The following is a 26,903-nucleotide window of genomic DNA, read 5'->3' on the forward strand; positions in this document are numbered from 1 at the left end:
TTTCTATCGTTTTCGGGCAGGAACTCGGCAATTCGCCTAAAAAGCCATCGGTTCTAAAAGGGGTATGTGGGGTGGAGGAATGATCTCGCGCCGTTTTCGCGGTCGGCCGACGAGTCTTGTGACGGCATTCGCGTCGGCGTTCCTGGCCGCGGCCGGCCTGGCGGCCTGCTCGTCCGCCGACAACCCGCCGGCCCCCGGCACGGTCCAGGTCCAGCAGCCGACCACGCCCGACTATCGCATCGGGCCGCTCGACACGATCCAGATCTATGTGTGGCAGAGCCCGGAATTCTCGGTCACGGTCCCGGTGCGTCCCGACGGCCGGATCTCGACCCCGCTGATCGAGGATCTGGAGGCGACGGGCAAGACGCCGACCCAACTGGCCCGGGACATCGAGGACAAGCTGAAGGTCTATGTCCAGGACCCGCTGGTGACGGTGATCGTCAGCGGCTTCGCCGGCCCGTTCGACCAGCAGGTCCGGGTCGTCGGCGAGGCGATCCAGCCCCGCGCCATCCCCTACCGCGCCAACATGACGATGCTCGACGTCATGATCGAGGTCGGCGGCCTGACCGAGTTCGCCTCGGGCAACCGGGCCGTGCTGGCGCGCGGCGGCGGCACGAGTTCCGAGAAGGCCACCTTCAACGTTCGGCTGGACGATCTGCTGCGCGACGGCGACATCCGGGCCAACGTGCCGGTGCTGCCCGGCGATGTGATCATCATCCCGCAAAGCTGGTTCTGAGGCGGCTGCGCCCGGGGACGCCGCGCCCCGGAGCGCCAGGACAAACCGGACGGTTCACATGAATGACCTGACCCTCAACCTCAAAGACCTGCTGCGCCACTACGCCTCCGAGACCTGGGCACGGCGCTGGTGGGTGGTCGGCATCGTCTGGCTGGTCAGCCTGGCGGGCTGGCTGGTCGTGGCCAAGCTCCCGGACAGCTACAGCGCCAGCGCGCGCGTCTATGTCGATACCCAGAGCCTGCTGAACCCGCTGATGAAGGGCATGACCGTCCGGCCCGACGTGGAGCAGCAGGTCGAGATCATGCGGCGCACCCTGATCTCCCGGCCCAACCTGGAACAGCTGCTCCGGCTGACCGACCTGGACCTGACGGTCCAGAGCGAGGGTGCCCGCGAGGCCTTGCTGACCGACCTGGAGCGGCGGATCAGGTTCTACGGCGAAGGCCGGCAGATCTTCAGCATCCAGTTCGAGGACAGCGACCCGAGGCTCGCCCACTCCGTCGTGCAGTCCATCCTCCAGATCTTCGTCGAGCAGAATGTCGGCGACAACCGGCGCGACATCGAACGCACGCGGCGCTTCATCGATACCCAGATCGCCGACTACGAGAAGCGGCTGAGGGACTCGGAAGCCGCCGTGTCGGACTTCCGCCGCATCAACTCGGAGGAGCTGCGCTACAAGGACGTCGTCAACGGCCGGCTCCAGACGGCGGAATTCGACATCCGCCAGCTCGAGAACCAGCTCCAGTCTACGACCTGGCAGCGCGACCAGCTGCGCGCCCAGCTCGCCGGGACGCCGGAAACGCTCGCCGCGGCCGACGCCGCCCAGGCCGCCGCGGCCCTGGCGGCGACGCCGGCCGGCCAGCGGCTGGAACAGCTCCGCCAGCAGCTCACCGACATGCGGCTGCGCTATACCGACCAGAACCCGTCGGTCGCCAATCTCCGCCGCATGATCCAGCAGGCCGAAGCGGATGTCCGCCGGCAGTCCACCTCCAGCTCGGTGCCCAATCCGATGCGCGGGCAGCTGGAAGCCGAGATCCAGCGCCTCGACTCCGAGATCGGCGGCCTGAACCGCCGGCTGGAGCTGCGCAACGACGAGCTGGCCCAGTTGCGCGCCCGGCAGAACGAGGTTCCCGCCGTGGAACTCCAGCTCGCCCAGATGAACCGCGACTACGGCGTGCTCAGGCAGAACTACGAGCAGCTGATCGAGCGGCGCGAGTCGATCCGGATGGCGGAGCGGCTGGACAGCCAGACCACCAACGTCGATTTCCGCGTGGTCGATCCGCCGGTCGTGCCGAACCGGCCGAGCGGGCCGAACCGGATGCTGCTGTTCGGCGGCGTCCTGGCGGCGGCCTTCGCGGCGGCCCTGGGCGTCGTGTTCGTGCTGATCCAGCTGAAGGACAGCTTCACGAACGTCAATACGCTCCGCGACACCTTCAACCTGCCGGTGCTGGGCAACGTCAGCATGGTCGAGTCGCCCCACCGCAGCCGTTGGCGGCTGCTGGAGGTGTCGGCCCTGGGCGGGTCGGTCGCGGTGCTGCTGGTCGTGTTCGCCGGCCTGATGATGCTGTACCAGCCGGGAGCGCCGAAGCCGACGCTGTCCGGGCTGGCCGGCGGGCTGTTCGAGCGCGGCGAGACCTGATCCCCGGCCGAGGCCGGAAGACCGTTCGATCCCGGCGATGCCGGGGGATGCCCGGAGATGGGCTGTCAAGAGAAGCTCCCAAGAGAAGCTCGACGAGGGCAAGGCTACGAACATGGACCTGATCCACAGAGCGGTGCAGCAGTCGAGCGCGGCCCGGCGCGGCAACATCGTCGAACCGCCCCGGGCCGATCCGAGCCCGCGGCTCGCTCCGGCGGCGTCCCCCGCCTGGGAGCCGCGCGAGGCCGTGGAGATCTCGATCGACCCGGCCCGGCTGCGCGAGATGGGCATGATCCATCCGGGCGACCGCCGGTCGCGGCTGGCCGAGGAGATGCGGCTGCTGAAGCGGCGGCTGATCCAGAAGCTGAACCCGATGGAAGCCGACGCGGAGGGACGCACCAACCTGGTGATGGTGACCAGCGCCGTGCCCGGCGAGGGCAAGAGCTTCATCTCGCTGAACCTGGCGCTCAGCTTCGTGGCCGACGAGCATTTCGACGTGCTGCTGATCGACGCCGACGCGATGCGGCCGAGCATCCTGCGGATGCTGGGCCTGCCGCCGGCGCGCGGGCTGTCCGACCTGCTGCTGGAGCCGGACCTGGACCCGTCGGAGGTCCTGCTCCGCGACCCGGGGATGCGGCTGACCATCCTGCCGTCGGGCGGCGAGGTGCCGTCCGCCACCGATCTCTACAGCAGCCCGGCCATGAAGGAGCTGGTCGGCCGGCTGGCGCGGTCCCAGCGCAACCGCATCGTGATCCTGGACGCTCCGCCGGTGCTCGCCACCACCGAGCCGGTCGTGCTGTCCCACATCGTCGACCAGGTCCTGCTGGTGGTCGAGGCGAACCGGACCGCTCATTCCCAGGTGCAGCACGCCCTGGATCTGTTGGAACCCTGCGACAACGTCAACCTGATCCTCAACAAGTCGGCCGCCGGCAAGACCAGCGAGCATTTCGGCTCCTATTACAGCGGCTACGACAAGGCGTCCTACGGCGGGCGCGGCCCTGGCAGATCCGCAGGCCCCGCCGCCGAAGAGAAGGCCTGATGACCTACCGAACGGAACGTCGGCGGGCGCTGCTTCCCGCCGCCGCGCTGCTGGCTTTCACCCAGGCCCTGGGTCCCGCGTCGGTTCTCCCCGCCCGGGCCGCCAACATCCAGGCTCAACGGAACGCCGGGTTCGACGTCACGATCACCGACAACGTCAACCTGGAGCCGGACGACCGGGCGGACGCGGCCCTGATCCTGTCGCCCTTCGCCGGAGTCAACGTGCGCGGGGAAGGCGGCCGGGCCGATTTCATCTTCGACTACCGGCTGACCCTGGACACCACCCTGTCGAAGAACAGCGACGTCAACGTGCGCAACGATTTCATCGGCTTCGGCACCGCCGAGCTGGTCGATGACATGCTGTTCGTCGACGTCACCGGGTCGGCCAGCCAGCCGCTGATCGATCCGGGCGGGCGGACCTCGACCAACGCGTCGGTCGGGCGCGGCAACCGGACCCAGGTGGTCGGCGGCTCGATCAGCCCCTACCTGCTGAACCGCTTCGGCAACCTCGCGGAGAGCGAGCTGCGCTACCGCTATTCCTATACCTTCGTGGGTAAGGACGAGATCGGCGACAGCACGACCAGCGAGGCCCGGGCCCGGCTGTCCACCGGACCCGTGTTCTCGCGCGTGGCGCTCGACGCCATCGCGGAATACGAGAACACCGACTCGGAGAGCCGGACCGGCGACATCGAGCGCTCGACCTACCGGCTGAACGGGCAGTACGCGGTTTCCCGCCGGTTCTTCCTGCTCGCCTCCGGCGGATACGAGACGATCGAGACCAACTCCCTGAACGACGACCCCGACGGGCCGATCTGGTACGTGGGCTTCCTGACCCGGCCGGGGCCGCGTACCGAGCTGCGGGTGACCTATGGCGAACGCTACGGCGAGCCCGACTACAACGGCTCCCTGACCTACCGGATCACCCCGCGGCTGACCTTCCAGGCCGGCTACGTGCACGTGCTGGAGACGACCCAGCGCCAGTTCAGCAGCTTCCAGCTCGCGGTGGACCCGTCGGGCCAGCTGATCGATCCGGTCACCAACCTGCCGGTGGACATCACCGACACCGACCCGGGTTTCGGCCTGCGCACGGAAGCCTTCATCGCCAGCCGGTTCCAGACCTCCCTGGTCGGGAACTACGACCGCAACACGGTGACCCTGGCCGGTACGGCCGAGGAGCGCGAATACGACATCCGCCCGGACGAGCGCTACCTGTCGGCCCGCCTGGGCTGGACCCGGCGGCTGTCGCCCGGGACCAACCTGTTCACCGGGGTCGGCTGGCGCCGCACCGAGAACGACGGCAACGCCGCCGGAACCGCCGCCGCACCGGTCGCCGGCATCCTGGGTCCCGCGGCACCCGAGAGCGACACCTTCAGCGCCCGCGTCGCGTTGACCCATTCACTCGCCAAGGACGTTTTCGGAAGCGTGGCGCTCGGCCGCACCCAGCGCGTGGCCGACGACGAGGCCGACGAATACACCGAGAACTCCTTGACCTTTGGCGTACGGATCGTGTTCTGATGTTCGAGGATTTCTACAACCTGACCGGATCGCCCTTCAAGCTGGGGCCGGACCACCGGTTCTTCTTCCCGAGCCGGAACCACGACAAGGCCCTGTCCTACCTCCGGTACGGATTGCAGCAGGACGAGGGTTTCATCGTGGTGACCGGCGACATCGGAGCCGGCAAGACGACCCTGGTCAGCCAGCTGTTCGCCGAACTGGACCGGAAGCGGTTCCTGGCGGCGCAGATCGTGACCAGCAACATCGATGCCGACGACGTGATCCGCATGATCCTGTCGGCCTTCGGGGTGACGCCCCGGTCCACCGACAAGGCGGGGCTGCTGCGCGCGTTCGAGAGTTTCCTGCTGTCCCAGTACCGGTCCGGGCGCCGGGTCCTGCTGGTGGTCGACGAGGCCCAGAACCTGCCGCTCCAGACGATCGAGGAGCTGCGCATGCTGTCGAACTTCACGGTCGAGGGCGGATCGCTGTTCCAGAGCTTCCTGGTCGGGCAGCCCCAATTCAAGGACGTGCTGGCGGATCCGGCGCTGGAGCAGTTCCGCCAGCGGGTGATCGCCTCCTACCATCTCGGCCCGCTGTCGGAGGAGGAGACGGCCGAGTATGTCCGGCACCGCCTGCGCCTGGTCGGCTGGAACGAGGATCCCGCGATCGACGCCGAGGCCTTCGCGCTGATCCACCGGCACAGCGGCGGCATCCCGCGCCGGATCAACACCCTGTGCAGCCGGCTGCTGCTGTTCGGCGCGCTGGAGGGGCTCCACGCGATCGACGCGCCCGCGGTCGAGGCCGTGGTCGCCGACCTGAACACCGAGGTGACCGAGGCGCCCGCCGGCGGCGGGAGAAGGGCGGCCGCCCCGGCGGGGACGGCCGGCGGCGAGGTGGCGGCCCTGCTGGCGAGCCTGGACGAGCGGCTGGGCCGGCTGGAAAGGCTGGCCGAGACGGTAAACTCCCACGACCGGACCTTGCGCCACCTGCTGGAGACGGCGATGGGCTACCTCGCGGTGAACGCGGCAGGCACGGCCTGGAACGGATCGGCGGCCGGGATCGCCAGGGAGGCCGACGATGACCGCGCGTGACGCCGCCGCGCCGATCGTCAACGCCATGTCGGTGGACGTGGAGGACTATTACCAGGTCTCCGCCTTCGCCGGCACGGTCGACCGCGCCCGGTGGGACGGGTTCCCGTCGCGGGTCGGCGACAATACCCGGCGCATCCTGGACCTGTTCGCCGGGGCCGGCGTGCGCGCCACCTTCTTCACGCTGGGCTGCGTCGCCCGGCGCGATCCGTCGCTGGTCCGGGCCATCGCCGACGCCGGCCACGAGGTGGCGAGCCACGGCTGGGAGCATCGGCGCGTCGGCGAGCAGACCCCGGCGGAATTCCGCGCGGACGTGTCGCGCACCCGCAAGTTGCTGGAGGACCAGTCGGGCCGGGCGGTCACGGGGTATCGCGCGGCCAGCTTCTCCATCGACCGCGGCACCTGGTGGGCGTTCGACGAGCTGGCCGAGGCGGGATACCGCTACAGCTCCAGCATCCACCCGATCCGCCACGACCATTACGGCGTGCCCGACGCCCCCCGGTTCCCCTTCGCGCCCGCCGCGGGCCGCGACTTGGCGGAGATCCCGGTCGGCACGGTCGATCTCAGGGGCCGGCGGCTGTCCTGCGCCGGCGGCGGCTTCTTCCGCCTGCTGCCCTACCGCTGGTCGTCCCATGCGATCGGCAGGGTCAACCGGACCGAAGGCCAGCCCGTGACCTTCTATTTCCACCCCTGGGAGATCGATCCCGGCCAGCCGCGCATCCGCCCGGCCCCGCTGCGCTCCCGGCTCCGCCACTACACCAACCTGTCCGTCATGGAATCCAAGCTCAAGCGCCTGCTGTCCGACTTCCGGTGGGACCGGATCGACCATGTCTACCGGACGACCCTGTCGGGAAAACACAATCATGGAGGGGAAGGCGGATCGGCTTCCATTTCGGCATGACCGGCCATGATCCGCGGCCGTCCGGCACCCTTTTGGGCCGGGGTCCGAACGCCTTGCATTCGGACGCAAGCCTCCCCTTTCCGTCATGGCCGGACTTGATCCGGCCATCTCTTGCGGGGTTCAACGACGTCTTCGTGCCCGGAGATGCCCGGATCAAGTCCGGGCATGACGACAGGAAAAGGGAAATCGCCTTCTGTAAACTGCTTTTCATCGAGGCGGCGGAATGACCGCGATGGTCGAGGTCGGGACGCTGGACGCGGCGACGGAGCCCGCGTGGGAGGCATTCGTCGCCGAGTCGCCGGAGGCCACGTTCTTCCACCGCGCCGGATGGGCGCGCGTGATCGGGCGGAGCTACGGGCACCCGACATATTTCCGCTACGCCAGCCGCGGCGGCCGGATCGTCGGCGTGCTGCCGCTGGTCCACGTGAAGAGCCCGCTGTTCGGCAATGCGCTGATCGCCACCGGGTTCTGCACCTTCGGCGGCATCGCGTCCTCGGACCCCGGCGCGATCCAGGCGCTAGCCAGGGACGCCGCCGAGCTGGGCGCCCGGCTGGGCGTCGATCATGTGGAACTGCGCCACGTGGACGCGCTGCCGATCGGCTGGACCGTGAAATCGGAGCTCTACGCCGCGTTCCGCCGGCCGCTCGACGCCGACATCGGCGTCACCTGGGGCACCCTGCCCCAGCAGAAGCGGCAGGAGCTCCGGCGCAGCATCCGCGGCGGCCTGCGCCAGCAGGTCGGGCCGGGCCTGCTAGACGCGTTCTACCGGATCTACGGCACCAGCGTCCGCAATCTCGGCACGCCGGTCTATCCGCGCCGCTTCTTCGCCGCCATCGCGGAGGAGTTCGGCGAGGCGGTCGAGCTGGCGGTGGTCCACGGCGCCTCCGGCCCGGTGTCGGCGGTGATGGCGTTCCATTTCCGCGACACGGTCTGCCCCTATTTCGCGGGCGGCCTGCCGGAGGCGCGGACCGAGCACGCCTACGACTTCATGTACTGGTCCCTGATGGACAGGGCGACGGAGCGGGGCGCCCGGCTGTTCGACTTCGGCCGCAGCAAGCGCGGCACCGGGGCCTTCGACTACAAGCTGGGCTGGGGGTTCGAGCCCCGGGCGCTGCATTACCAGTTCCATCTGGTGCGCGGGCGCGAGCTGCCCGAGGTCAACCCGCTCAACCCCAAATACCGCGCGATGGTGGAGACCTGGAAGCGCCTGCCGCTGCCCGTGGCCAACCTGATGGGTCCCGTGATCGCCCGCCAGATCGGCTGAGCCGCCATGAAAGACCTGCTGTTCCTGGCCCACCGCATTCCCTATCCGCCGAACAAGGGCGACAAGATCCGCTCCTGGCACCTGCTGCGCCACCTGGCGGAGCGCTACCGCGTCCATCTCGGCTGCTTCGTGGACGATCCCGAGGACCGGACCCACGAACCGGTGCTGCGGGCGCTGTGCGCGAGCTGCCATTTCGCCCGGCTCGACCCGACGCTGGCCAGGCTGGGCAGCCTGCGCGGGCTGGCCACCGGACAGGCGCTGACCTTCGCCTATTTCCGGGACGCCGGGCTGACGGAGTGGGTGCGCGCGACCCACGCCGCCCGCGCCGTCGCCGTGCAGTTCGTCTTCTCCTCCTCCATGGCGCCCTTCGCGGAGGCGGCCGGCGATTTCCGGGGCCGCCGGATCGTCGATTTCATCGACCTGGACAGCGACAAATGGCGCCAGTACGCCATGAGCGGCCGGGCGCCGATGCGCTGGATCCACGGGCGCGAGGCCCGGCTGCTGGGCGAGGCCGAGGTCGCCATCGCCGCCCGGGCGTCGGCCAGCCTGTTCGTCAGCGAGGCCGAGGCCGACCTGTTCCGCCGCCGGCCGGGCGTCGCGGCGGAGCGGGTCCACGGCCTGGGCAACGGGGTGGACCTGGACTATTTCGACCCGCGCCGGGACCATGTCGACCCCTATCCGGCGGGCGGGCCGGTGCTGGCCTTCACCGGCATGATGGACTACCGCGCCAACGTCGACGCGGTGCTCTGGTTCGCGGCGGAGGTGCTGCCGGCGATCCGGGCGCGCCATCCGGAGGCGCGGTTCGCCGTCGTCGGCGCGAAGCCCGATCCCGCGGTCAGGCGCCTGGCCGGGCAGCCGGGCGTGATCGTGACCGGCCGCGTGCCGGACGTCCGCCCCTACCTCGCCCACTCCGCCGTCGCGGTGGCACCGCTGCGGATCGCGCGCGGCATCCAGAACAAGGTGCTGGAGGCGATGGGGATGGGCCGTCCGGTGATCGCCACGCCCCAGGCCCACGAGGGGATCGACGCCGGGCGGGACGCCCACCTGCTGGTCGCCGACGACGCCGCCGGCCTGGCGGCTCAGGCCTGCCGGCTGCTCGGCGACCGGGCGGAGGCGGAGGCGCTGGGAGCCCGCGGGCGGCGCCTGCTGCTGGACCGCTACGCCTGGGAAAGCCGTCTGGCGCCGCTCGACGGCATCATCGAGCGGGCGCCGGCGGTGTTTCCGGCCATGTCTTCGGAAACCCGCTCCCTCGACCGGTCATGGGAGGGACGGGCATGACCCAGCGGGCCGACCTGGACGGCGGCTACTACGCCGCCACCGCCATGCCCCCGGCCGACCCGGCCTGGCCGCGCGCCGTCGCCTGCTTCGCCGGGACGGCGGCGCTGCTGGTGGCGCTGCTCCACGACGTGGCCGGGGCCATGGTCCATACCTGGTCGACCAACGTCACCTACAATCACGGTTTCCTGGTGCTGCCGACCAGCCTGTACCTGGTCTGGCTGCGCCGGGACGAGCTGCGGCGGCTGACGCCCCGGCTGGAGCCGCTGGGTCTGGCCGCCCTGGCGGCGATGATGCTGGCCTGGCTGCTCGGCCGGGCGGGCGACGTGCTGGCGGTGGAGGAGACGGCGCTGGTCGGCATGCTGGTCGCGCTGTCCGTCTTCTTCTTCGGCCGGGCGGTGGCGCGGCGGATCGCGTTCCCGCTGGCCTTCCTGTTCTTCATGGTGCCGGTGGGCGACGCGCTGATCCCGCCGCTCCAGGACTTCACCGCCGTCTTCGCGGTGGCGCTGCTGCGCCTGATCGGCATCCCGGTGTTCCACGACGGGATCATGATCGAGATCCCCAACGGGCTGTTCCGGGTCGCCGAGGCGTGCGCCGGCATCCGCTTCCTGATCGCCAACCTGGTGATCTCGGCGCTGTTCGCCCATCTCGCCTATACCAGGCGCTGGAAGTTCTGGCTGTTCCTGGGCATCGGCTTCGCCCTGCCGATCGTCGCCAACGGCTTCCGGGCGTTCGGCATCATCCTGATCGCGCACCTGACCGACGGCAGGCTGGCCGCCGGCGTCGACCACCTGGTCTATGGCTGGGTCTTCTTCTCCGTCGTGATGATCCTGCTGCTGGCGATCGGCAACAGCTTCGCCGACCGCCGGCTGGGCGACTTCTCGCGCGAGGCCGCGGTGCCGCCGCCCGCCACCCGCCGCGGCTGGTCCTGGCGCCTGCCCCTGGCGCTGCCGGCCGTCCTGGTGGTGCTGGCCGGCCCCGCCTATGCCTGGACGGTGATGGGTCCGCCCGACGGCGCCTCCGCCGGCCCTGCGGCGCTCCCGCCGCCCGCCGTGGCCGACTGGGCCGCCGCCCCGCCGACCGACTGGCGGCCGGCCTTCCCCGGCGCCGACCGCACGCTGCTGGCCGGTTTCCGGAGCCCGGAAGGCCGGGCCGCCGAGCTCTTCGTCGCCCATTACGCCTACCAGCGGCAGGGCTCGGAAGTGGTCTATTACGCCAACCGCCTGGAAGGGGACGGCTGGACCCGCGTCGAGAGCCGCACGGTCGAGGGCGTCGGCGGCATGCCGCCGGGCCGGCTCGACCGGATGGTTCGCGGGCAGCGCCAGCGCCTGGTGCTTTCGTGGTACTGGGTCGGCGGACGCTTCACGGCGAGCCCCTATGAGGCCAAGTTGTACCAGAGCCTCGCCACCCTGCTCGGCGTCCGTCCCGCCGCGGCCCTGGTCGCCCTGTCGGTCGAGCGGTCGGAGGACGCCGCAAGGTTCTTCGAGGCCTTCGCGCCGGAGCCGTACCTGGAACAGGCCGCCGCACGATGACGTTTCCCCGATGAGGTCACCCCGGATGAAGTTCCATGGATAGCCTGCTGTTCCTGTTCTCGCTGATCGGCGTCGTGGTCATCGTCGGCTGGGCGGTGATGAACGACAAGGTCCCGGACGGCGGCAAGACCACCGGGCTGCTCGCCATGCACCACCCGGACAGGGACCGGCCGGACCGGAACGGCCAGACCGACCGCAAGCGCCGGCGCCCGCGGTGAGGGGGCGGCTCACGGGAGCGGCGCTGCTGGCGGCGCTCGCGCCGGCGCTGGGCGGCTGCGCCGGCCTCGCCGCGCCGGTTTCCGCCGTCGCCGCCGGCCCCGCCGGGCCGGAGCTGTCGCCGCCGGTCGTCACCTGCCACGAGCCGGACCGCGACCTCGTCCTGCGCGTGGCCCCGGCGGAGTGCCGGGGCAGGATCATCGACGAGGCCGAGGCCGCCGCCCTGGCCGAGGCCCGGTCCCGGCGGCATCGGGCGCAGATCGTCGGCGACCGCCGCTCCCGGCCGGACGACAAGGTGGAGATCCGCAGCGCCGGCTCCGGCTTCTTCATCAACGGCCAGGGACAGGTGCTGACCGGCTTCCACGTGGTGGCGCGCTGCGCCGCGCTGACCGTCTCGACGGTCGAGGGCGGGCGGAAGCCGGCCAGCGTGGTCGCCTCCGACTACGGCATGGACCTCGCGGTGCTCCAGGCCAAGGCGAAGCCGAAGCGTTTCGCCCGCTTCAACCCGGCGCCCGAGCGCAACCGGGGAATGGACGCCTCGGTGGTGGGCTATCCGGCGCTAGGCGCCGCCACCGTCGTGCCGAGCCGGACCGCGGTGGAGGCGTGGCCCTCCCAGATCACCTCCGACATGCTGGGCGGCGGAACGGAATTCGCGGTCGAGGGGCGCATCCGCGCCGGCCACAGCGGCAGCCCGGTGCTGGACGAGACCGGCAGGGTGATCGGCATGATCCGCAGCAAGGTGGACGAGGTGACCACCTTCCGCGAGACCGGCCGGTTCGTCGACGACGTCGCCCAGGCGGTCACCAACGAGACGATCTTCCGCTTCCTGGCGCCCCGGAGCATCTCCTACGCCACGCAGGCGCGCGGTCCGGCGCTGTCCCCCGAGGACCTGCTGGAGCGCGCCGGCACCTATTCCGCGCGCGTCGAATGCTGGAACTGACGCCGTGGGACGGGACGGCGCCGGCGGCATGGGCCGCTTCCTGATCCTGGTGGCGGTGCTGTTCCTGGGCACCCGGCTGGGCTGGATGGCGGCGGTGGACGCCGCCCCGATGAGCGACCAGCTCTGGTATTTCCAGCGCGCCGTGGGCCTGCTGGACGGCGAGGGCTACTCGGTCGGGGGACGGCCGACGGCGTTCTGGCCGGTCGGCTATCCGGCGTTCCTGGCCGGCCTGTTCGCCGTGACCGGCCCGAGCCTGGAGGCCGCCAAGGCCGCCAACCTCGCGCTGTCGGCGGTGGCGCTGGTCTTCCTGTTCCGGATCGCGCGAAGGGCCACCGGGTCGGAGACGGCGGCCCGGGCGGCGCTGGTGCTGGCGGTCCTGTCGCCGACCCTGGTCTTCTACACCGAACTGCTCTATGCCGAGCTGCTGTTCATGGCCCTGCTGCTGGCCGGCCTGGACGCGCTGCTGGCGGCGCTGGACCGGCCCGGCTGGCGGAGGCCGGCTCTCGCCGGCCTCTGCTTCGGCCTGGCTGCCCTGGTCAAGACCCAGGCGCTGCTGCTGCCCGCGGCCGTGCTGGCGGCGGCCTTCGTGCTGCGGCGGACGGGCTTCCGGAGGGCGGTGGCCGTGGGACTGGTGCTGCACGCCGCCTGCCTGGCCGCGATCGCGCCCTGGACACTCCGCAACGCCCTGGTCCTGGGCGATCCGGTGCTGGTCTCGACCAACGGCGGATTCAACCTGTTCATGGGCAACAACCCCTGGAACCGCTGGGGCAACTACATGTGGCCGGCCCCGGCCGAGTTCACCGCGGCGACGGAAGGGCTGAACATCCTGGAGCCGATCCCGGACGAGATCGCCCTGGACCGCCGGCTGAACGAGGCCGCCCTGTCCTACATCCGCGACAATCCGGCGCAGGCCCTGCTCCGCGTGCCCTACAAGCTGGACCAGTTCTTCCGGTTCGACACCCTGCCCCTGGACCAGGCGGAGATCGGCGCCCGGCGCAACGGACAGGACATAAGCGCCCTGGTCGCGGCCGTCACGCCGCTCGCCGAACTGTGGCACTGGGCGATGGTGATCCCGGCCTTCCTGTTCCCGTTCCTGTTCCCCTGGGCGCTCCGCCCGCGCGACGCCGCGCTGGCGGCCTTCGTCCCGATCGGCTATTTCGCCGCCATCACCGGCGTCTTCTTCGGGGAGCCCCGGTTCAACCTGCCGCTGCTGCCGCTCTATGCGCTGCTCGCGGTGTCGCTGGCGGCCGGCCTGCTTCGGGCGGTGCCCCGGCCGGGAACGAGGTTCGGGAAAAGAGCATGAGCGCCGCCGGTTCCACGGAAACCGCCGCAAGGGTGGCAGTCATCGGCGGCGGGCCGGCCGGCCTGATGGCGGCGACCGTCCTGGCGGAGGCGGGCGTCCGCGTCGAGCTGTTCGACGCCATGCCCTCGGTCGGGCGCAAGTTCCTGCTCGCGGGGCGCGGCGGCCTCAACCTGACCCATTCCGAACCGCTGGAGGATTTCCTGCCGCGCTACGGCGACCGGGCGCCGGAAGTGCGTCGCTGGCTGGAGCTTTTCTCCCCCGCCGACCTGCGGCATTGGGCCGCCGGCCTCGGCGTCGAGACCTTCGTGGGCAGCAGCGGCCGGGTGTTCCCGGTGCAGTTCAAGGCGTCGCCGCTGCTCCGCGCCTGGCTGCGGCGCCTCGACGGCCTGGGCGTCGCCGTCCATCCGCGCCACCGCTGGACCGGCTTCGACGAGGCCGGGACGGCGCTGGTCCGGGGTCCGGACGGAGCCTCCCGCCCCGTCCCGGCCGATGCGGTCGTCCTGGCGCTGGGCGGGGCGAGCTGGCCCCGGCTGGGCTCGGACGGCGGCTGGACCGGGATCCTGGAGGCCCGCGGCGTCGCCGTGCGGCCGCTGAGGCCGGCCAACTGCGGCTTCGACGTCGCCTGGGAGCCGGGCTTCATCGCCCGGCACGAGGGGGAGCCGCTGAAGAACCTGGCGCTGACCTTCGAGGGCCGCACCGTCCGGGGCGAGCTGGTCCTGACCCGCACCGGGATCGAGGGCGGCGCCGTCTATGCCCTGGGCGCCCCGCTGCGCGACGCGGTCGAGCGCCACGGGTCGGCCCGCCCGACGATCGACCTGCGCCCGCAACTTTCCCTGGAACAGGTGCGCGACCGGCTGCGGCGGCCGAGGGGATCGGAATCCTGGTCCACCTGGCTGCGCAAGTCCTTGAACCTGACGGGTCCCCTGCCCGGCCTGTTGCGCGGCGCCGCCGGGGCCGGCGCCGGACCGGCCGAGCTTGCCCGGCTGGTCAAGGCGCTGCCGCTGCACCTGACCGGCGTCAAGCCGATCGAGCGCGCGATCTCCTCCGCCGGCGGCATCGATCTGGACGGGCTGACCGGCGACCTGATGCTGCGGCGCCTGCCCGGCGTGTTCGCCGCCGGGGAGATGCTGGACTGGGAGGCGCCGACCGGCGGCTACCTGCTCCAGGCTTCCCTCAGCAGCGGCGTCGCCGCCGCCCACGGCGTCCTCAAGCTGTTGGGCCGGAACTTGCCGCATCCGGCCTGAGCCCGGCAATCAGGCGCTGCGGGCGACACCCCGGTCCTGCCGGTCCTCTCCGTCCGTCCGGCGGTCGTCGCCGACGATCAGCTCGTCCAGCGGCCTGCGGTGCGAGCGGCTGGCCGGACGGGTGGTCCTGGGACGGCCGATGCGGCCCATGAAGACCAGCGAATCGACCTCGTGGCCGGACACCCGGCCCAGCTCGACCGCCAGCTTCTCCGCCTTGGCGATCAGCTTCGGCGCCTCCGTGAAGCGCGTCCCCGTGACCGCGTAGCTGGCGAAGGCGAGCGGCGCCAGGCTCGGCTGCATCGCCAGGCCCAGCTTCGCGGCGGTCAGCCAGAAGCGCTGCAGCCGCCGCCCGGCGGCCAGCAGCTCCTCCGCCGTCGCCCGGGCGGTCCGGGGAGTGCTCCAGCCGATGGTGAAATGCCCGGCGCAGGCCATGCCCGGCAGGATGTCCAGCTGGAGGCTGGCGGCGCCGGTGCCCAGCAGGTTCATCCGCTCGATCCGCGACCAGTCCCCCATCGCCCAGCGCATCAGCTTGAGGGTCCCGGCGTCCAGCCCGATGGCGGTGGAGGGCAGGCCGTGCGGGCTGAACCGGTTCTCCCAGTCGATCATCCGGCGGTGGACGTCGTAGGCTTCGCGGCAGCGCAGGCGGATGTCGGTGGCCAGCCCGTTCAGGCGGGAGAACTTCCAGCGTTCCCCCCGGCTCTCGAACCAGGAGAGCGCCAGGTCCGGTCCCAGCGCCTCGGCCAGCGCGTCCTTCTGCGCCTGTGTCAAGGCGTCGCGCTTGTAGGTGGTCCGGTCCACCGACCGCAGCTTGACGAAGCCTTCCAGCGGATCGGGCCGGATGCCCGGCTGCCTGGGCAGGCGGACCTTGATCCGGATCCCGGGCTCGCCGGAATCCGTCCGGTCGAGCGCCCACTCCATGCGCCGGCCGAACCGGGCCGCGGCGATGGCGACGGTCTCCAGCAGGTGGCCGGCCGACAGCAGCGTCGGCTGGCCGTCGGCATATTCGTAGACGTTGGCGCCAGCCTCGTTCCGGACCAGCACGGTCACGGCGTCGTCGCCGTCGATATGGAAGCGCCAGGGCTGGCTGTTGTCGCCGCTGGGCGCCCAGCGGGCCAGGTCGAGGATCCGCTCGACCTCGGAGGCGCGCGGCTCCGGCACGGCCCGGGGCGCGTTGCGGGCGATCGCCTGCATCATGCGCATGCCCAGCTTCTGCTTGAACCGCTGGCCGACATGCCGGCTGCCGCCGGGCAGCTTCTTGCTGACGAAACGCCCGCGATAGGCGTCGAACTGGTGGAACCAGGGGGCGGCCTTGACGCCGCCGCGGTTCAGCAGGATGCGCAGCGCCTCGATCCCGGTGACCCCGGCGCAGATCTGGCAGGCCATGCCGGTGGAGGGGCCGCGCTGGTTGACCAGGTCCAGCCGGGACGGATCGACCAAATAGGAGCGGTGCAGGCCGCGGGGCGTCAGCCCGACCAGGAAATTGACGTATTGCTGCTCGATCGGCTGGCCTTCCAGGCCGAAATACTGCTCGAAGGTCATGCCGCCGGGCATGAAGACCAGGTAGGCCGTGCCCATCCCGATCGGCCCCGCCGTGATCGCGGGGATGCCCAGCTCGGCGCAGCGGGCGAACACCTTGGCGCGCACGTCCAGGACGAAGAAGTCGAAGCCGTCGATGAACAGGTCGACGCCGTCCAGGAACTCGTCGATGTTGTCGTCGCTGATCCCGTTCGGAAAGCGGCGGATCTCGGCGGTCGGGTTGATGTCGCGCGCCATGCCGGCCATCACGTCGACCTTCGGCCGGCCGAGCGTGGCGGTGCTGGCGCCGATCTGCCGGTTGAAGTTGACCGTCTCGAAGACGTCCATGTCCGAGATGTTGAAGGCGCCGATGCCCAGGCGCGCCAGCGTCAGCAGGTGGACTCCGCCGACGCCGCCCATGCCGGCGATGGCGACCCGCTTGGTGCGCAGGATCTGCTGCTCCCACTCGGTGACCCACCCGATGTTGCGGCTGAAGGCCTCGTCATAGTCGAAATCGAAACCGCGCGCAGGCATCGTGGGCATGGTCATGGTCGGCATGTTCCTCAAGATCGCGTCCCGGGCGGCCGGTTCCCGTCGGTTTGCCCCGGTCGGCGCCCACCCTCAGTTGGCGACCGCCAGGCAGGGCTGCCGGGAGGGAGCGGCGACCGCTTCGGCCGGGCTCGTTTCATCCAGCGGCCACAGGCGGCCGCCATCGGTAATGATTTCCCACACGTCGGGACGCTCGGCATGGACGCGGCTCAGCAGGGCGCCCAGGTCGGCCCAGCAGGGCTGGCGCCGCCCATGGTAATCGACCAGCGACCCCAGCGGGTTGAAATGGATGCCGAGGCGGGTCAGCAGCCGAAGCAAAGCCGGCTCCATCACCGCGGCCCAGTGGGTGATCCCCTCGCGCACGCTCATCTCGACACAGGATTTAATGAGCCCGAGCGGCAGATGGAAGAGCATCTTGCGCCATTCCTCGGGAGAAAGGGTCGCCTCGACCCCGTTTTCCGGCATGTGCTGGCGGAAACTCTTGACGATCGAGAAGCGGGAGATCTCGGCCGTGCGGTAGACCGGGAACGGCGCCACGGCATCCGCGGCGATGGCGCCGGCGATCCGCTGCATGGGCAGCACGCGGCGCTCGCCGCCGTCCTGCGGGAGCACCAGGCGGACGGTGCCGATGGCGTTGCCGGTGGCGCGGTGGATCAGCAGGGAATGGGCGGAATGGACATCACAGGAATCGGTCTCGAGTCCGTCGGGGCTGTTCGCGGGATCCTCGAACTCGTTATCGATGCAATAAACCTGATAACGAATACGGAAACATTCATCCTTACGTTCTGAAGTCGTCGCGATCGAAGAATCGAAAATCGAATTATAATAATCCAGGCCGGTGAAACCGGGAGACTTTCGCACTGTGGCCGTATCGTTCGCGAGTGAAGTGGCGTTGCCGATGGTCTGCCCTTCGGATACCAGCCGCTCAACTCCAGATCTCGAATGGTACATGGTGTCTTCCAGTTTGTTTTTGGTTGCACAAACCACCGTGTCCCGGTGATGGCGGCTCCTGCTCATGGTCTCTCGGCGACGGTTCGGCCCGATCGCGCATGTCTCGGCGCAGCCGCCCTGGCCCGACTGTCTCGCGGTGTGACACGGAGCGGGTGCAAACCCCGGGAAGACCCCGGGCGGCTCCCCGTGCCTCGATGCCGTTCAACGCAGCCGAAAGCAGTGAGCGAACTGCAAATTCGCACTTCAACAAGTCGCTACAAGGGAAACGGGGCCCGAAAGCCCAGACCGCTTACAGCAGATCAAGCATAAAGTCGGATGTATGGTTCTTCGCCATGTATCAAAGCACTCAAAAGTTAAATCTCAATTAAAAGAGTGCTGACCAACTTTATGCCACGGCCGCGAATGTATTCGAAATAGAGAAAAATTTGACGTGGCAAAGATGTGACCTCGATGAGAATTGTTGTGACTTTGAGGGGCTAATCCTGTGAATTTTCCGGCATAATCGTCGTCAATTTCGAAGGATGACCCGCTTATGCAATCAACATATTTGAAAGGATTCGGGGGTACCGCGTGGACGACCCACCCTCCGCGGGCCGCCCGAACAGGGTTGCCCCGGGCCTGCGAAGTCGCCATCCTGAAGCAGGATTTCGGCAGCCGGATCCGGCGAGGATGGGGGCAGGATGGCAGGCGTTTCCCGGGTTGACCTCAACTGCGACATGGGCGAGAGCTTCGGCGTCTACACGCTGGGCAACGACGCGGACATGCTGAAGATCGTCACCAGCGCCAACGTCGCCTGCGGCTTCCATGCCGGCGACCCGCTGGTGATCGACCGCACCGTGCGCCTGGCGCTGGAGGCCGGCGTCGCGGTCGGCGCCCATCCCAGCTTCCTGGACCAGTGGGGTTTCGGGCGTCGCCCGATCCTGGGGGAGGATCCGGCGGATATCGAGAAGATGCTGGTCTACCAGATCGGCGCGGTGCAGGCGCTTGCCGCCGCCGCCGGGCACCAGGTCACCCACGTCAAGGCCCATGGATCGCTCGGCAACATGGCGGCGGTCGATTTCGATCTTGCGCTGGCCTGCGCCCGGGCGGTGCGGGCCGTCGACCGCGACCTGATCTTCGTCGTCATGCCCGGGATGGAGACGGAGCGCGCCGCGGAACGGATGGGACTGAGGGCGGCGCGGGAGATCTTCGCCGACCGCACCTACGACGACAACGGCAACCTGACGTCCCGCAAGAAGCCCGGCGCCGTGCTGCACGACCCGGAGGAGGCGGCGGACCGGATCGTCCGCATGCTGGAGGAGGAGGCGATCCCGACGGTGAGCGGCGCTCGGATCCCGGCGAGGATCGACACCATCTGCGTCCACGGCGACAACCCGCAGGCGGTCGGGATGGCCAGGACGATCCGGGGGCGCCTGGAAGCCCTCGGCGTCGCGATCGAACCGTTCAGCCGCACCCTGGCGTAGGGCTCGGGCGGCCCCCTCCCCTCATCGTCATGCCCGGGCTTGACCCACGGCTGTCCGGCACGTTTATTGCTTACTGCTCACAAGCCTGAACTCAAGGCGTAACTACCCCTTTTTCGTCATGCCCGGACTTGATCCGGTTATCGTCTCACAGGTCTCACCGGGGCTCCACGGCTGTCCGGCACGACGATTGCTTGCACTACGAAAGGGTTAGTCTCAGGTAAAGTTACTCCATTTTCGTCATGGCCGGACTTGATCCGGCCATCTTTCACGGGAAGCATCGGAGCCTCCGTGCCTTGAGATCCGCGGGTCAAGCCCGCGGATGACGAACTGAAGGAGAAAACGGTCGCTAGAAATGTTCCCAATGGTTGATCAGCAAGTACCGTGCCGGACAGCCGTGGATCAAGTCCGGGCATGACGATAAAGGGAAGATGAAGTGTCCCGAGCATCAGCTTGGGATTGATGAGCAATCATCGTGCCGGACAGGCGCGGACTTTGACCCGGCCAGGGGGAAGGCCCCGCCCCGATCAGGGCCGGTCGAAGATCGGCGGGTTCCCCGGCGTGCGGATCGTGGTGGCCGAGCTTCCCGGAGGGGCGTTCTCGCGCCGGGTCTGGCCGAGCGTGTCGGCGGCTTCGCCCGTCACGGTGTCGGAATGGGACGCGGAGCCGTCCGGGGTCGCCCAGCCGACGCTGGTGTCGCCGCCTGCCGAAGCCCCGCCGGCGCCGCCGCGCAAGGGCTCCCCGTCGGGTCCCAGCAGGACCGAAGCGCTCTCCCGCGCCGATTTGCCGCCGCCTGGCATCCCGACCAGCCGGTCGGGATCGGGCGAGCGGCCGGCAGCCCGGCCCGAGATGTCCCCCGAGACATGGGTATGGTGACGGTCCGGATCGGTGTAGAGCCGCGACCTCCGGCCCGCCCCAGGGCGGCCGTCGCGCTGGTAGCGGTAGCCGAGCCAGGCCGCCAGCAGGATGCCGGCGCTGGCGGCGAACATCACGAAGGGCACGGGATGGTCGCGGATCACGGCGCTGATTCCGCCCGAGTCCCCCTGCCACCCGCGCTCCCGCCGACCGTCGGCGCCGCCGATGCGGGCGCGGCCATAGGCGCTGGGGGTGTCGTAGGGGATGTAGGGGTGCTCGGGCGTGTTGCTGAGGTAACGCCTGTTCTCGGTATCGGAAGCGGGTATGGCGTCCACCATTTTTTTGCCCCATTCGTTGGTTGTTGCTTGGGGACCGCCGCGGCGCGACGGCTATGCGATACCAACCGCGGGGAGCCTCGGATCGTTCCGAGGCCGGCCCGCCGCGTTGTTGCCAGGACCGGCGCTTGCCGGTATGACGCCACTCCCCAACTCCAGCCCCATCCACGGAGCCTGATCTTGATCGACGCTGGTGCTACGACGGCCGAACAGTTGAAGCAGTTCGCCGACCGCATGGAAAATCTGCTGAACGAAATCGACGGACTCAAGAACGACCTGAAGGACCTGAAGGGCGAGGCGAAATCGGCCGGCTTCAACATCAGGGCGCTCGACCGGCTGGTCGCGATCCGCCGCAAGGACTCGGCCGACGCCGAAACCGAGCTGCTGAACGACCTGCTGCTCTACGCCCACCACACCGGCACGCATCTGGACCTCGCGGTTCCGGAGATGGCCGGGGAAGCGGCCTGACCGGCCGCGCCGGGCGGGGCTCGACATCGCGCCCCGCCCGATGCATCATCGGGCGCGCGATTCGCCGGGCAGCCGGCGGGACGGGCCGTCCGTATCGATCCAGTCCCGGACGACGCCTCGAATTATTGGGACCACCAGCTTGATGGGCACCGCCATTCCGGGCCAGCAGATCTCCGAGATCCAGCGGCTCGAAGCACTTCGCCGGTACGGCATACTCGACACCCCCCGCGAGGAGGAGTTCGACGACGTCACGCGCCTCGCCGCCTATGTCTGCCGCGCCCCGGTCGCCCTGGTGAGCTTCGTCGACGCCAACCGCCAGTGGTTCAAGTCGGAGATCGGGCTGGGCGCCGGCGAGACGGCCCTGAACGCTTCGGTCTGCCGCCTCGCCATCCGGCAGTCCGGCCTCCTGATCGTGCCCGACCTGGCCGCGGACGGCCGGTTCTCCGACAACCCGCTGGTGACCGGCCCTCCGGGCATGCGGTTCTACGCCGGCGCGCTGCTGAAGACCTCCGACGGGCACGCCCTCGGCACGCTGTGCGTCCTCGACCACGAGCCGCGCCCGGACCTCGACGAGGAGCAGAAGGCCGCCCTGTCCACCCTGGCCCGCCAGGTGATGGCGCTGCTGGAGCTGCGCCGCTCGATCCAGCAGAAGGACCTGATGCTCAAGGAGGTCAACCACCGGGTCAAGAACAGCCTCCAGCTCGTCTCCAGCCTGCTGCGGCTGGAAAGCCGCCAGATCTCCGACCCTGTGACGCGCCGCCACTTCGACGAGGCCTGCGCCCGCGTCGCCACCATCGCCCGGGTCCACGAGCGCCTGTACATGACCGACAAGGTCGGGGTCGTGGAATTCGGCCTGTTCCTGCGCGACCTGTGCGCCGACCTCGCCCATTCCGCCATGGTCGAGCAGGGACACCACATCGAGGTGGAGGCCGACACCCACGAGTTGGCGACCGACAAGGTCATCCCGCTGGCCCTGGTGGTCAACGAGCTGGTGACCAACGCCGTCAAGTATGCCTATCCCGCCGGCCGCCGCGGCGTGATCCGGGTCCGTTTCACGACCCTGCCGGACGGCGGGTTCGAGGTCGGCGTCGCGGACGAGGGGGTGGGATTGCCCGCCGGGTTCGATCCCGCGAAGACCCAGAGCCTGGGAATGCGGATGGTCTGCGCCCTGCTGGGTCAGTTCGGCGGCGAGTTGGCCTGCGAGTCCGGCCCGGCCGGAACCATGTTCCGGATCCACGCCGCGGGATGACCGCGTCGGGGCGACCGGAAGCCCATCGGAAGGCCCATTGGAACGAACGCTTTGTAGGCATTTGGACGATTCGAGCCGACGGGTGTTGAACTCTTGCCACCTCCGAGTCCCGAACTGTAGCTTGGTCCGATGCACGCAATCTCAAAAATTCGACTTGTCCACTCCAGCTCCGCCAGTGCCCTGCCCTCGGACCGGCAGGAACCCGTGCGATCGCGGCGCGTCCGGATCCTGATCGTCGAGGACGAGGCGATCCCGGCCATGCTGCTGGAGGAAATGGTCGAAGACCTGGGATTCACCGTCTGCGGCAAGGCGGTCTCCGGTCCCGGCGCCGTGATGGCCGCCGAGGACTACCGGCCGGACCTCGTCCTGATGGACATCCGGCTGGCCCAGGGAACGGACGGCATCGACGCCGCCATCGAGATCCGCCAGCGCCTCGGCATCCCGTCCCTCTTCATGAGCGCCTTCAGCGACCAGGCCACCATGGTCCGGGCCCAGGCGGCCCAGCCCGTCGGCTTCGTCGGGAAACCCTACGACGACGCCCGGCTGGGCGCGGCGCTGACCGCGGCACTGCAGGGCATGGGGCTGGCGGAGGACTGAGCGCCGCTGCCGCTCCGGCCCTGGTGTCGGCATTGCCCCGCCGCCGGGGAAGACCCTCCAATATTCCGGACAGTCCATCCTCGCGCTGTCAGGTAAGTGTTGAAGCAGGCGGCAGAATACCGCTACACACCCGCATATCCCGTCGTTAAAACGCGGGCCGGATCTGTGCCGAGGGACAGCCGAGACGTTGCGGAAATTTAGAGATAAACTCGATATTCAGCCGGCGGACTCCTGTCTTGTCTTCCGGTCACGCCTGGAAGACTGTATCGCCCGGTTCGATAGATTGCGCCTCGTGCTTCTGTCGGGACCTTCCGGCGTCGGCAAGACGACGCTGATGGCGCGCTGGCATGCGATCGCGCGCAATCGCGGCATCGCGGCGGGCTGGCTGTCCCTGCATCGCAGCGGCCACGATCCCAGGCGGTTCCTGGCGGACCTCGCCGATGTCCTGGACCCGGTCCTGCCGGTCTTCGCGCGGCGGGTCGCCGGACTCGACGCCGGCGGGGCTCCGGCGGTCCTGGAGGAGGTGCTGTGCGACCTGGCGGGGGAACTTGACCGCCTCGGCCGCCAGGTCGTGCTGTTCCTGGACGATTACCAGGCGGTCGCCGACCCGGCGATCCATCGCGACGTCAACCGGATGCTGAGCGCCTTGCCCGGCTGCTTCACCCTGGTGATCGCCACGCGCATCGACCCGCCGCTGCCGCTCGCGCGCCTGCGCGGCTGCGGCGCGCTCCTGGAACTGCGCGCCGCCGATCTGCGCTTCACCCTGGACGAGGCGCGCTACTACCTGACCCGGGTCCAATCCCTCGACCTAACCGAGGATCAGGTCCGTGACGTGACCGAGAAGACCGAAGGCCGCATCTCGGCCCTTCAGTTGGCGGTGATGACCCGGCGTCTGATGGCGAAGGAACGCGACGCCTTGCCGGAGATCCGCCACCGCGCCGACCAGTGGCTCGACCAGGTCGATCCCGCCGGCCCCGATGCGGCTCCCCAGGCCGACGACCTGCTGCTCCGCGGCTTCGCCGCCCTGATGGTCGGCTATGCGGCGGGTGCCGCCGGCGACCTGGAATCCGCCTTGGCCCAGTGCCGGGATGCGATCGAGACATCCGGCCGCGTGCTGGAAACCCTCCGGCCCGAGACCGCGCGGACGGCTCCCGCCGCACCCGACCGCCTGCACCATCGCGAGATCCAGATCCTTCGGCTCGTCTCCGAAGGGTTGCGCAACCGCGAGATCGGCGGGCGACTGCGCATCTCGGAGGACACGGTCAAATGGTACATGAAACGGCTGTTCGCCAAGCTGTACGTCACCACCCGCACCAGCGCGGTCGCCCGGGGAAGGGAAATGGGCTATCTGCCGTAGGTCTTTGGAGTTTCGGCAGAATGCCACCCTTTCGGGTGGTGCGTCACGTCCCCCCCTGTCCCTAACTTCACGCAAAATCCAGGACATCCGACCGCATGCCCCGGCGACGGGAGATCCGGCGGACCAGTCCGATAAGGGCCGATGAAGGGGAGGTGCGCATGGACGGGGATCACATACTTGAAACCCGGAACCTGACGAAGGAATTCAAGGGTTTCATCGCGGTGAAGGACGTCAATCTCCAGGTCCGCCGCGGCAGCATCCATGCCCTGATCGGCCCGAACGGGGCGGGCAAGACGACGGTCTTCAACCTGCTGACCAAGTTCCTGATCCCGAGCGGCGGCCAGATCCTGTTCAACGGCAACGACATCACCCGGGTCAAGCCGGCCGACATCGCCCGGCGCGGCCTCGTACGCTCGTTCCAGATCAGCGCGGTGTTCCCGCACCTGACCTGCCTGGAGAACGTACGGGTGGCGCTGCAGAAGCGCCTGCGCGGCGACAGCTTCGACTTCTGGCGCTCGGAGACGACGCTCCGGGCGCTGGACGGCCAGGCCGACGATCTGCTCGATCAGGTCAACCTGGCGGCCTACCGCGACATCCCGGCGGTCGAGCTGCCCTACGGGCGCAAGCGCGCGCTGGAGATCGCGACCACGCTGGCGCTCGAGCCGGAACTGATGCTGCTCGACGAGCCGATGGCCGGCATGGGCCACGAGGACATCGACCACACCGCGGCGCTGATCCGCAAGGTCTCGGCCGACCGCACCATCCTGATGGTCGAGCACAACCTGTCGGTCGTGTCGGACCTGTCGGACAAGATCACGGTGCTGCGCCGGGGCGAGATCCTGGCCGAGGGGCCCTACGCCGTGGTGTCGAAGGACCCGCAGGTGATGGAAGCGTACATGGGGACGGGACATGCCTGACGGGGCCGCGACGACGACGGGGATGCTGGAGATCCGGGATCTCCACGCCTTCTACGGCGAGAGCCACATCCTTCACGGGGTCAGCCTGGACGTGCGGCGGGGCGAGGTCGTGACGCTGCTGGGGCGCAACGGCGCCGGCAAGACGACGACGATGCGCTCGATCATGGGCATCGTGGGCCGGCGGACCGGCTCGATCCGGCTGAACGGGACGGAGCTGGTGGGTCTGGCGTCGAACCGGATCGCCCGGCTGGGCATCGGCTACGTTCCGGAGGAGCGGGGGATCTTCTCCAGCCTGAACGTGGAGGAGAACCTGATGCTGCCGCCGACGATCAAGGCGGGCGGGATGGAGGTGGAGGCGATCTACCGGCTGTTCCCGAACCTGAAGGAGCGGCGCAAGAGCCAGGGGACGCGGCTGTCCGGGGGCGAGCAGCAGATGCTGGCGATCGGGCGGATCCTGCGGACCGGGGCCGACCTGATCCTGCTGGACGAGCCGACCGAGGGCCTGGCGCCGGTGATCATCCAGCAGATCGGGCGGGTGGTGCGGGAGCTGAAGCGAAGCGGCTTCACGATCCTGCTGGTCGAGCAGAACTTCCGCTTCGCCGCCACCATCGCGGATCGCCACTACGTGATGGAGGAGGGGCATATCGTCGACATGATCCCGAACGACCAGCTCGAAGCCAACATGGGCAAGCTGCACGAATATCTCGGCGTTTGACCAGCCAGAACAACGGACCAACGGGGGAAACGGTGAAGAGGATGAACAAGATGCTGAAGCAGATCATGGCCGGGACGGCGCTCGCGGCACTGTCGGTCGGCTTCGCCGCCGCCGCGAACGCGCAGGGCGCCATTTCCGACGGCAGGATCAAGATCGGCGTCCTGAACGACCGTTCGGGCATCTATGCCGACGTGGCGGGCGAGGGCTCGGCCGTGGCGGCGCGCATGGCGGCGGAGGAGTTCGGCAACGCCATCGACGGCACGCCGATCGAGATCGTGGTCGCCGACCACCAGAACAAGGCGGACATCGCCGCCAACATCACCCGCCAGTGGATCGACCGGGAGCAGGTCGACGTGGTCGCCGACGTGCCCAACTCGGCCGCGGCCCTCGCGGTCCAGGAGATCACCCGCGACAAGAACCGCATCTTCCTGATGTCGGGTCCCGGCAGTTCACGCCTGACCGGCGACGCCTGCTCGCCGACCGGCATCCACTGGACCTACGACAACCACGCGCTGGCCGCCGGCACCGCCCGCGCGCTGACCGAGGAAGGCAAGAACACCTGGTACTTCATCACCGCCGACTACGCCTTCGGCCATTCGCTGGAGGAGGAGACCACGGCGGTGGTCAAGGAGCTCGGCGGCCAGGCGCTGGGATCGGTCCGCCATCCGCTGGGCAACTCGGACTTCTCGTCCTTCCTGCTCCAGGCCCAGGGATCCGGCGCCCAGGTGATCGGGCTCGCCAATGCCGGCAACGACACGACCAACGCGATCAAGCAGGCCAACGAGTTCGGCATCACCCAGGCGGGCCAGACCATGGCCGGGATGCTGCTGTTCATCTCCGACGTCCACGCGCTGGGGCTCGACGCGGCCCAGGGCCTGGTCGCGACCACCGGCTTCTACTGGGACATGGACGAGGAGACCCGCGCCTGGTCGGCCAAGTACCAGGAGAAGATGGGAGCCAAGCCGACCATGGTGCAGGCCGGCGTCTATTCCTCGGTGAAGCACTACCTGAAGGCCGTCCAGGAGGCCAAGACCGACGAGGCGAAGGCCGTCGTCTCCAAGATGCACGAGCTGCCGATCCAGGACATGTTCGCCAAGAACGGCAAGATCCTGGCCAACGGCCGCATGGTCCACGACATGTACCTGGCCCGCGTCAAGACCCCGTCCGAGAGCAAGGGGCCGTGGGACTATTACGAGATCGTGAGCACCATCCCCGGTGACCAGGCCTATCTCGACGCGGCCGCCAGCGGCTGCAAGATCGCGCAGAAGTAA

The 26,903-nt window shown here is 69.3% G+C and carries 24 protein-coding genes; 21 read left to right on the forward strand and 3 right to left on the reverse strand.

All coding sequences use genetic code 11. From position 1 onward, the window contains the following. Positions 1 to 118 precede the first annotated feature (118 nt). The 13 genes from IGS68_RS22215 to IGS68_RS22275 all read left to right on the forward strand — a co-directional run bounded on the left by IGS68_RS22215 (position 119) and on the right by IGS68_RS22275 (position 14,664). Positions 119 to 736, forward strand: a complete 618-nt coding sequence (locus tag IGS68_RS22215; protein WP_247881022.1) for an XrtA/PEP-CTERM system exopolysaccharide export protein — start codon at positions 119 to 121, stop codon at positions 734 to 736. A 58-nt stretch (positions 737 to 794) separates the two neighbouring features. Beyond that, the gene (locus IGS68_RS22220; protein ID WP_201073987.1) at positions 795 to 2,372 is read left to right on the forward strand and encodes an XrtA system polysaccharide chain length determinant; all 1,578 of its coding nucleotides are present in this window, start codon (positions 795 to 797) and stop codon (positions 2,370 to 2,372) included. Between the two features lie 112 nt (positions 2,373 to 2,484). Then, positions 2,485 to 3,408, forward strand: a complete 924-nt coding sequence (locus IGS68_RS22225) for a P-loop NTPase (protein ID WP_201073988.1) — start codon at positions 2,485 to 2,487, stop codon at positions 3,406 to 3,408. Beyond that, positions 3,408 to 4,922, forward strand: coding sequence for a TIGR03016 family PEP-CTERM system-associated outer membrane protein (locus IGS68_RS22230; RefSeq protein ID WP_201073989.1), 1,515 nt, complete (start codon positions 3,408 to 3,410; stop codon positions 4,920 to 4,922). Before IGS68_RS22225 ends, IGS68_RS22230 begins: the two co-directional genes overlap by 1 nt. Continuing rightward, positions 4,922 to 5,992 (forward strand): XrtA/PEP-CTERM system-associated ATPase, encoded by a 1,071-nt coding sequence (locus IGS68_RS22235; RefSeq protein WP_201073990.1) that lies wholly within the window; start codon positions 4,922 to 4,924, stop codon positions 5,990 to 5,992. Before IGS68_RS22230 ends, IGS68_RS22235 begins: the two co-directional genes overlap by 1 nt. After that, the gene (locus IGS68_RS22240) at positions 5,979 to 6,890 is read left to right on the forward strand and encodes an XrtA system polysaccharide deacetylase (RefSeq protein WP_201073991.1); all 912 of its coding nucleotides are present in this window, start codon (positions 5,979 to 5,981) and stop codon (positions 6,888 to 6,890) included. The genes IGS68_RS22235 and IGS68_RS22240 overlap by 14 nt, the downstream gene beginning before the upstream one ends. A gap of 223 nt (positions 6,891 to 7,113) precedes the next feature. Beyond that, the gene (locus IGS68_RS22245) at positions 7,114 to 8,154 is read left to right on the forward strand and encodes a FemAB family XrtA/PEP-CTERM system-associated protein (RefSeq protein ID WP_201073992.1); all 1,041 of its coding nucleotides are present in this window, start codon (positions 7,114 to 7,116) and stop codon (positions 8,152 to 8,154) included. Between the two features lie 6 nt (positions 8,155 to 8,160). After that, on the forward strand, positions 8,161 to 9,432 hold the full coding sequence (locus tag IGS68_RS22250; protein WP_201073994.1) for a TIGR03087 family PEP-CTERM/XrtA system glycosyltransferase: 1,272 nt from the start codon (positions 8,161 to 8,163) through the stop codon (positions 9,430 to 9,432). Further along, entirely contained in the window at positions 9,429 to 10,961 is a 1,533-nt protein-coding gene (xrtA, locus tag IGS68_RS22255; RefSeq protein WP_201073996.1) for an exosortase A, read from the forward strand. The genes IGS68_RS22250 and xrtA overlap by 4 nt, the downstream gene beginning before the upstream one ends. 35 nt (positions 10,962 to 10,996) lie before the next feature. Beyond that, the gene (locus IGS68_RS22260) at positions 10,997 to 11,179 is read left to right on the forward strand and encodes a hypothetical protein (RefSeq protein ID WP_201073999.1); all 183 of its coding nucleotides are present in this window, start codon (positions 10,997 to 10,999) and stop codon (positions 11,177 to 11,179) included. Next, the gene (locus IGS68_RS22265) at positions 11,176 to 12,117 is read left to right on the forward strand and encodes a S1 family peptidase (protein ID WP_201074001.1); all 942 of its coding nucleotides are present in this window, start codon (positions 11,176 to 11,178) and stop codon (positions 12,115 to 12,117) included. Before IGS68_RS22260 ends, IGS68_RS22265 begins: the two co-directional genes overlap by 4 nt. Positions 12,118 to 12,121: 4 nt before the next feature. Continuing rightward, on the forward strand, positions 12,122 to 13,420 hold the full coding sequence (locus tag IGS68_RS22270) for a glycosyltransferase family 39 protein (RefSeq protein WP_201074003.1): 1,299 nt from the start codon (positions 12,122 to 12,124) through the stop codon (positions 13,418 to 13,420). Beyond that, positions 13,417 to 14,664 carry a BaiN/RdsA family NAD(P)/FAD-dependent oxidoreductase gene (locus IGS68_RS22275; RefSeq protein WP_201074006.1) on the forward strand — a complete coding sequence of 416 codons (1,248 nt, stop codon included), beginning with the start codon at positions 13,417 to 13,419 and terminating at the stop codon, positions 14,662 to 14,664. The genes IGS68_RS22270 and IGS68_RS22275 overlap by 4 nt, the downstream gene beginning before the upstream one ends. Before the next feature lie 9 nt (positions 14,665 to 14,673). Here IGS68_RS22275 and IGS68_RS22280 read toward each other — a convergent pair whose 3' ends face one another. Continuing rightward, a complete protein-coding gene (locus IGS68_RS22280; protein ID WP_201074013.1) occupies positions 14,674 to 16,728 on the reverse strand; it encodes a ThiF family adenylyltransferase in 2,055 nt (684 codons plus the stop codon). Between the two features lie 72 nt (positions 16,729 to 16,800). Further along, positions 16,801 to 17,745: a PEP-CTERM/exosortase system-associated acyltransferase gene (locus IGS68_RS22285; protein WP_201074015.1), complete on the reverse strand. Its 945-nt coding sequence runs from the start codon at positions 17,743 to 17,745 to the stop codon at positions 16,801 to 16,803. 614 nt (positions 17,746 to 18,359) lie between these two features. Here IGS68_RS22285 and IGS68_RS22290 point away from each other — a divergent pair. Next, entirely contained in the window at positions 18,360 to 19,142 is a 783-nt protein-coding gene (locus IGS68_RS22290; RefSeq protein ID WP_201074018.1) for a LamB/YcsF family protein, read from the forward strand. A 524-nt stretch (positions 19,143 to 19,666) separates the two neighbouring features. On the opposite strand, the gene IGS68_RS22295 is transcribed toward IGS68_RS22290, so the two are convergent. Further along, entirely contained in the window at positions 19,667 to 20,332 is a 666-nt protein-coding gene (locus tag IGS68_RS22295; RefSeq protein WP_201074020.1) for a hypothetical protein, read from the reverse strand. Positions 20,333 to 20,509: 177 nt separating this feature from the next. Between IGS68_RS22295 and IGS68_RS22300 the strand changes: the two genes are divergently transcribed. The 7 genes from IGS68_RS22300 to IGS68_RS22330 all read left to right on the forward strand — a co-directional run bounded on the left by IGS68_RS22300 (position 20,510) and on the right by IGS68_RS22330 (position 26,903). Next, the gene (locus tag IGS68_RS22300; RefSeq protein WP_201074021.1) at positions 20,510 to 20,797 is read left to right on the forward strand and encodes a GapR family DNA-binding domain-containing protein; all 288 of its coding nucleotides are present in this window, start codon (positions 20,510 to 20,512) and stop codon (positions 20,795 to 20,797) included. Between the two features lie 142 nt (positions 20,798 to 20,939). Next, entirely contained in the window at positions 20,940 to 22,046 is a 1,107-nt protein-coding gene (locus tag IGS68_RS22305; RefSeq protein ID WP_201074024.1) for a sensor histidine kinase, read from the forward strand. A 204-nt stretch (positions 22,047 to 22,250) separates the two neighbouring features. After that, positions 22,251 to 22,643: a response regulator gene (locus IGS68_RS22310; protein WP_201074026.1), complete on the forward strand. Its 393-nt coding sequence runs from the start codon at positions 22,251 to 22,253 to the stop codon at positions 22,641 to 22,643. 292 nt (positions 22,644 to 22,935) lie between these two features. Beyond that, entirely contained in the window at positions 22,936 to 24,000 is a 1,065-nt protein-coding gene (locus IGS68_RS22315) for a LuxR C-terminal-related transcriptional regulator (RefSeq protein ID WP_247881416.1), read from the forward strand. Between the two features lie 158 nt (positions 24,001 to 24,158). After that, complete coding sequence (locus tag IGS68_RS22320) at positions 24,159 to 24,917, forward strand: ABC transporter ATP-binding protein (RefSeq protein ID WP_201074030.1); 759 nt, start codon at positions 24,159 to 24,161, stop codon at positions 24,915 to 24,917. Further along, positions 24,910 to 25,632, forward strand: coding sequence for an ABC transporter ATP-binding protein (locus tag IGS68_RS22325; RefSeq protein ID WP_201074032.1), 723 nt, complete (start codon positions 24,910 to 24,912; stop codon positions 25,630 to 25,632). Before IGS68_RS22320 ends, IGS68_RS22325 begins: the two co-directional genes overlap by 8 nt. A gap of 50 nt (positions 25,633 to 25,682) precedes the next feature. Then, positions 25,683 to 26,903 (forward strand): ABC transporter substrate-binding protein, encoded by a 1,221-nt coding sequence (locus tag IGS68_RS22330; protein WP_201074034.1) that lies wholly within the window; start codon positions 25,683 to 25,685, stop codon positions 26,901 to 26,903.

Origin of the sequence: Skermanella sp. TT6, assembly GCF_016653635.2 — a bacterium.
GTDB classification, from domain to species: domain Bacteria; phylum Pseudomonadota; class Alphaproteobacteria; order Azospirillales; family Azospirillaceae; genus Skermanella; species Skermanella cutis.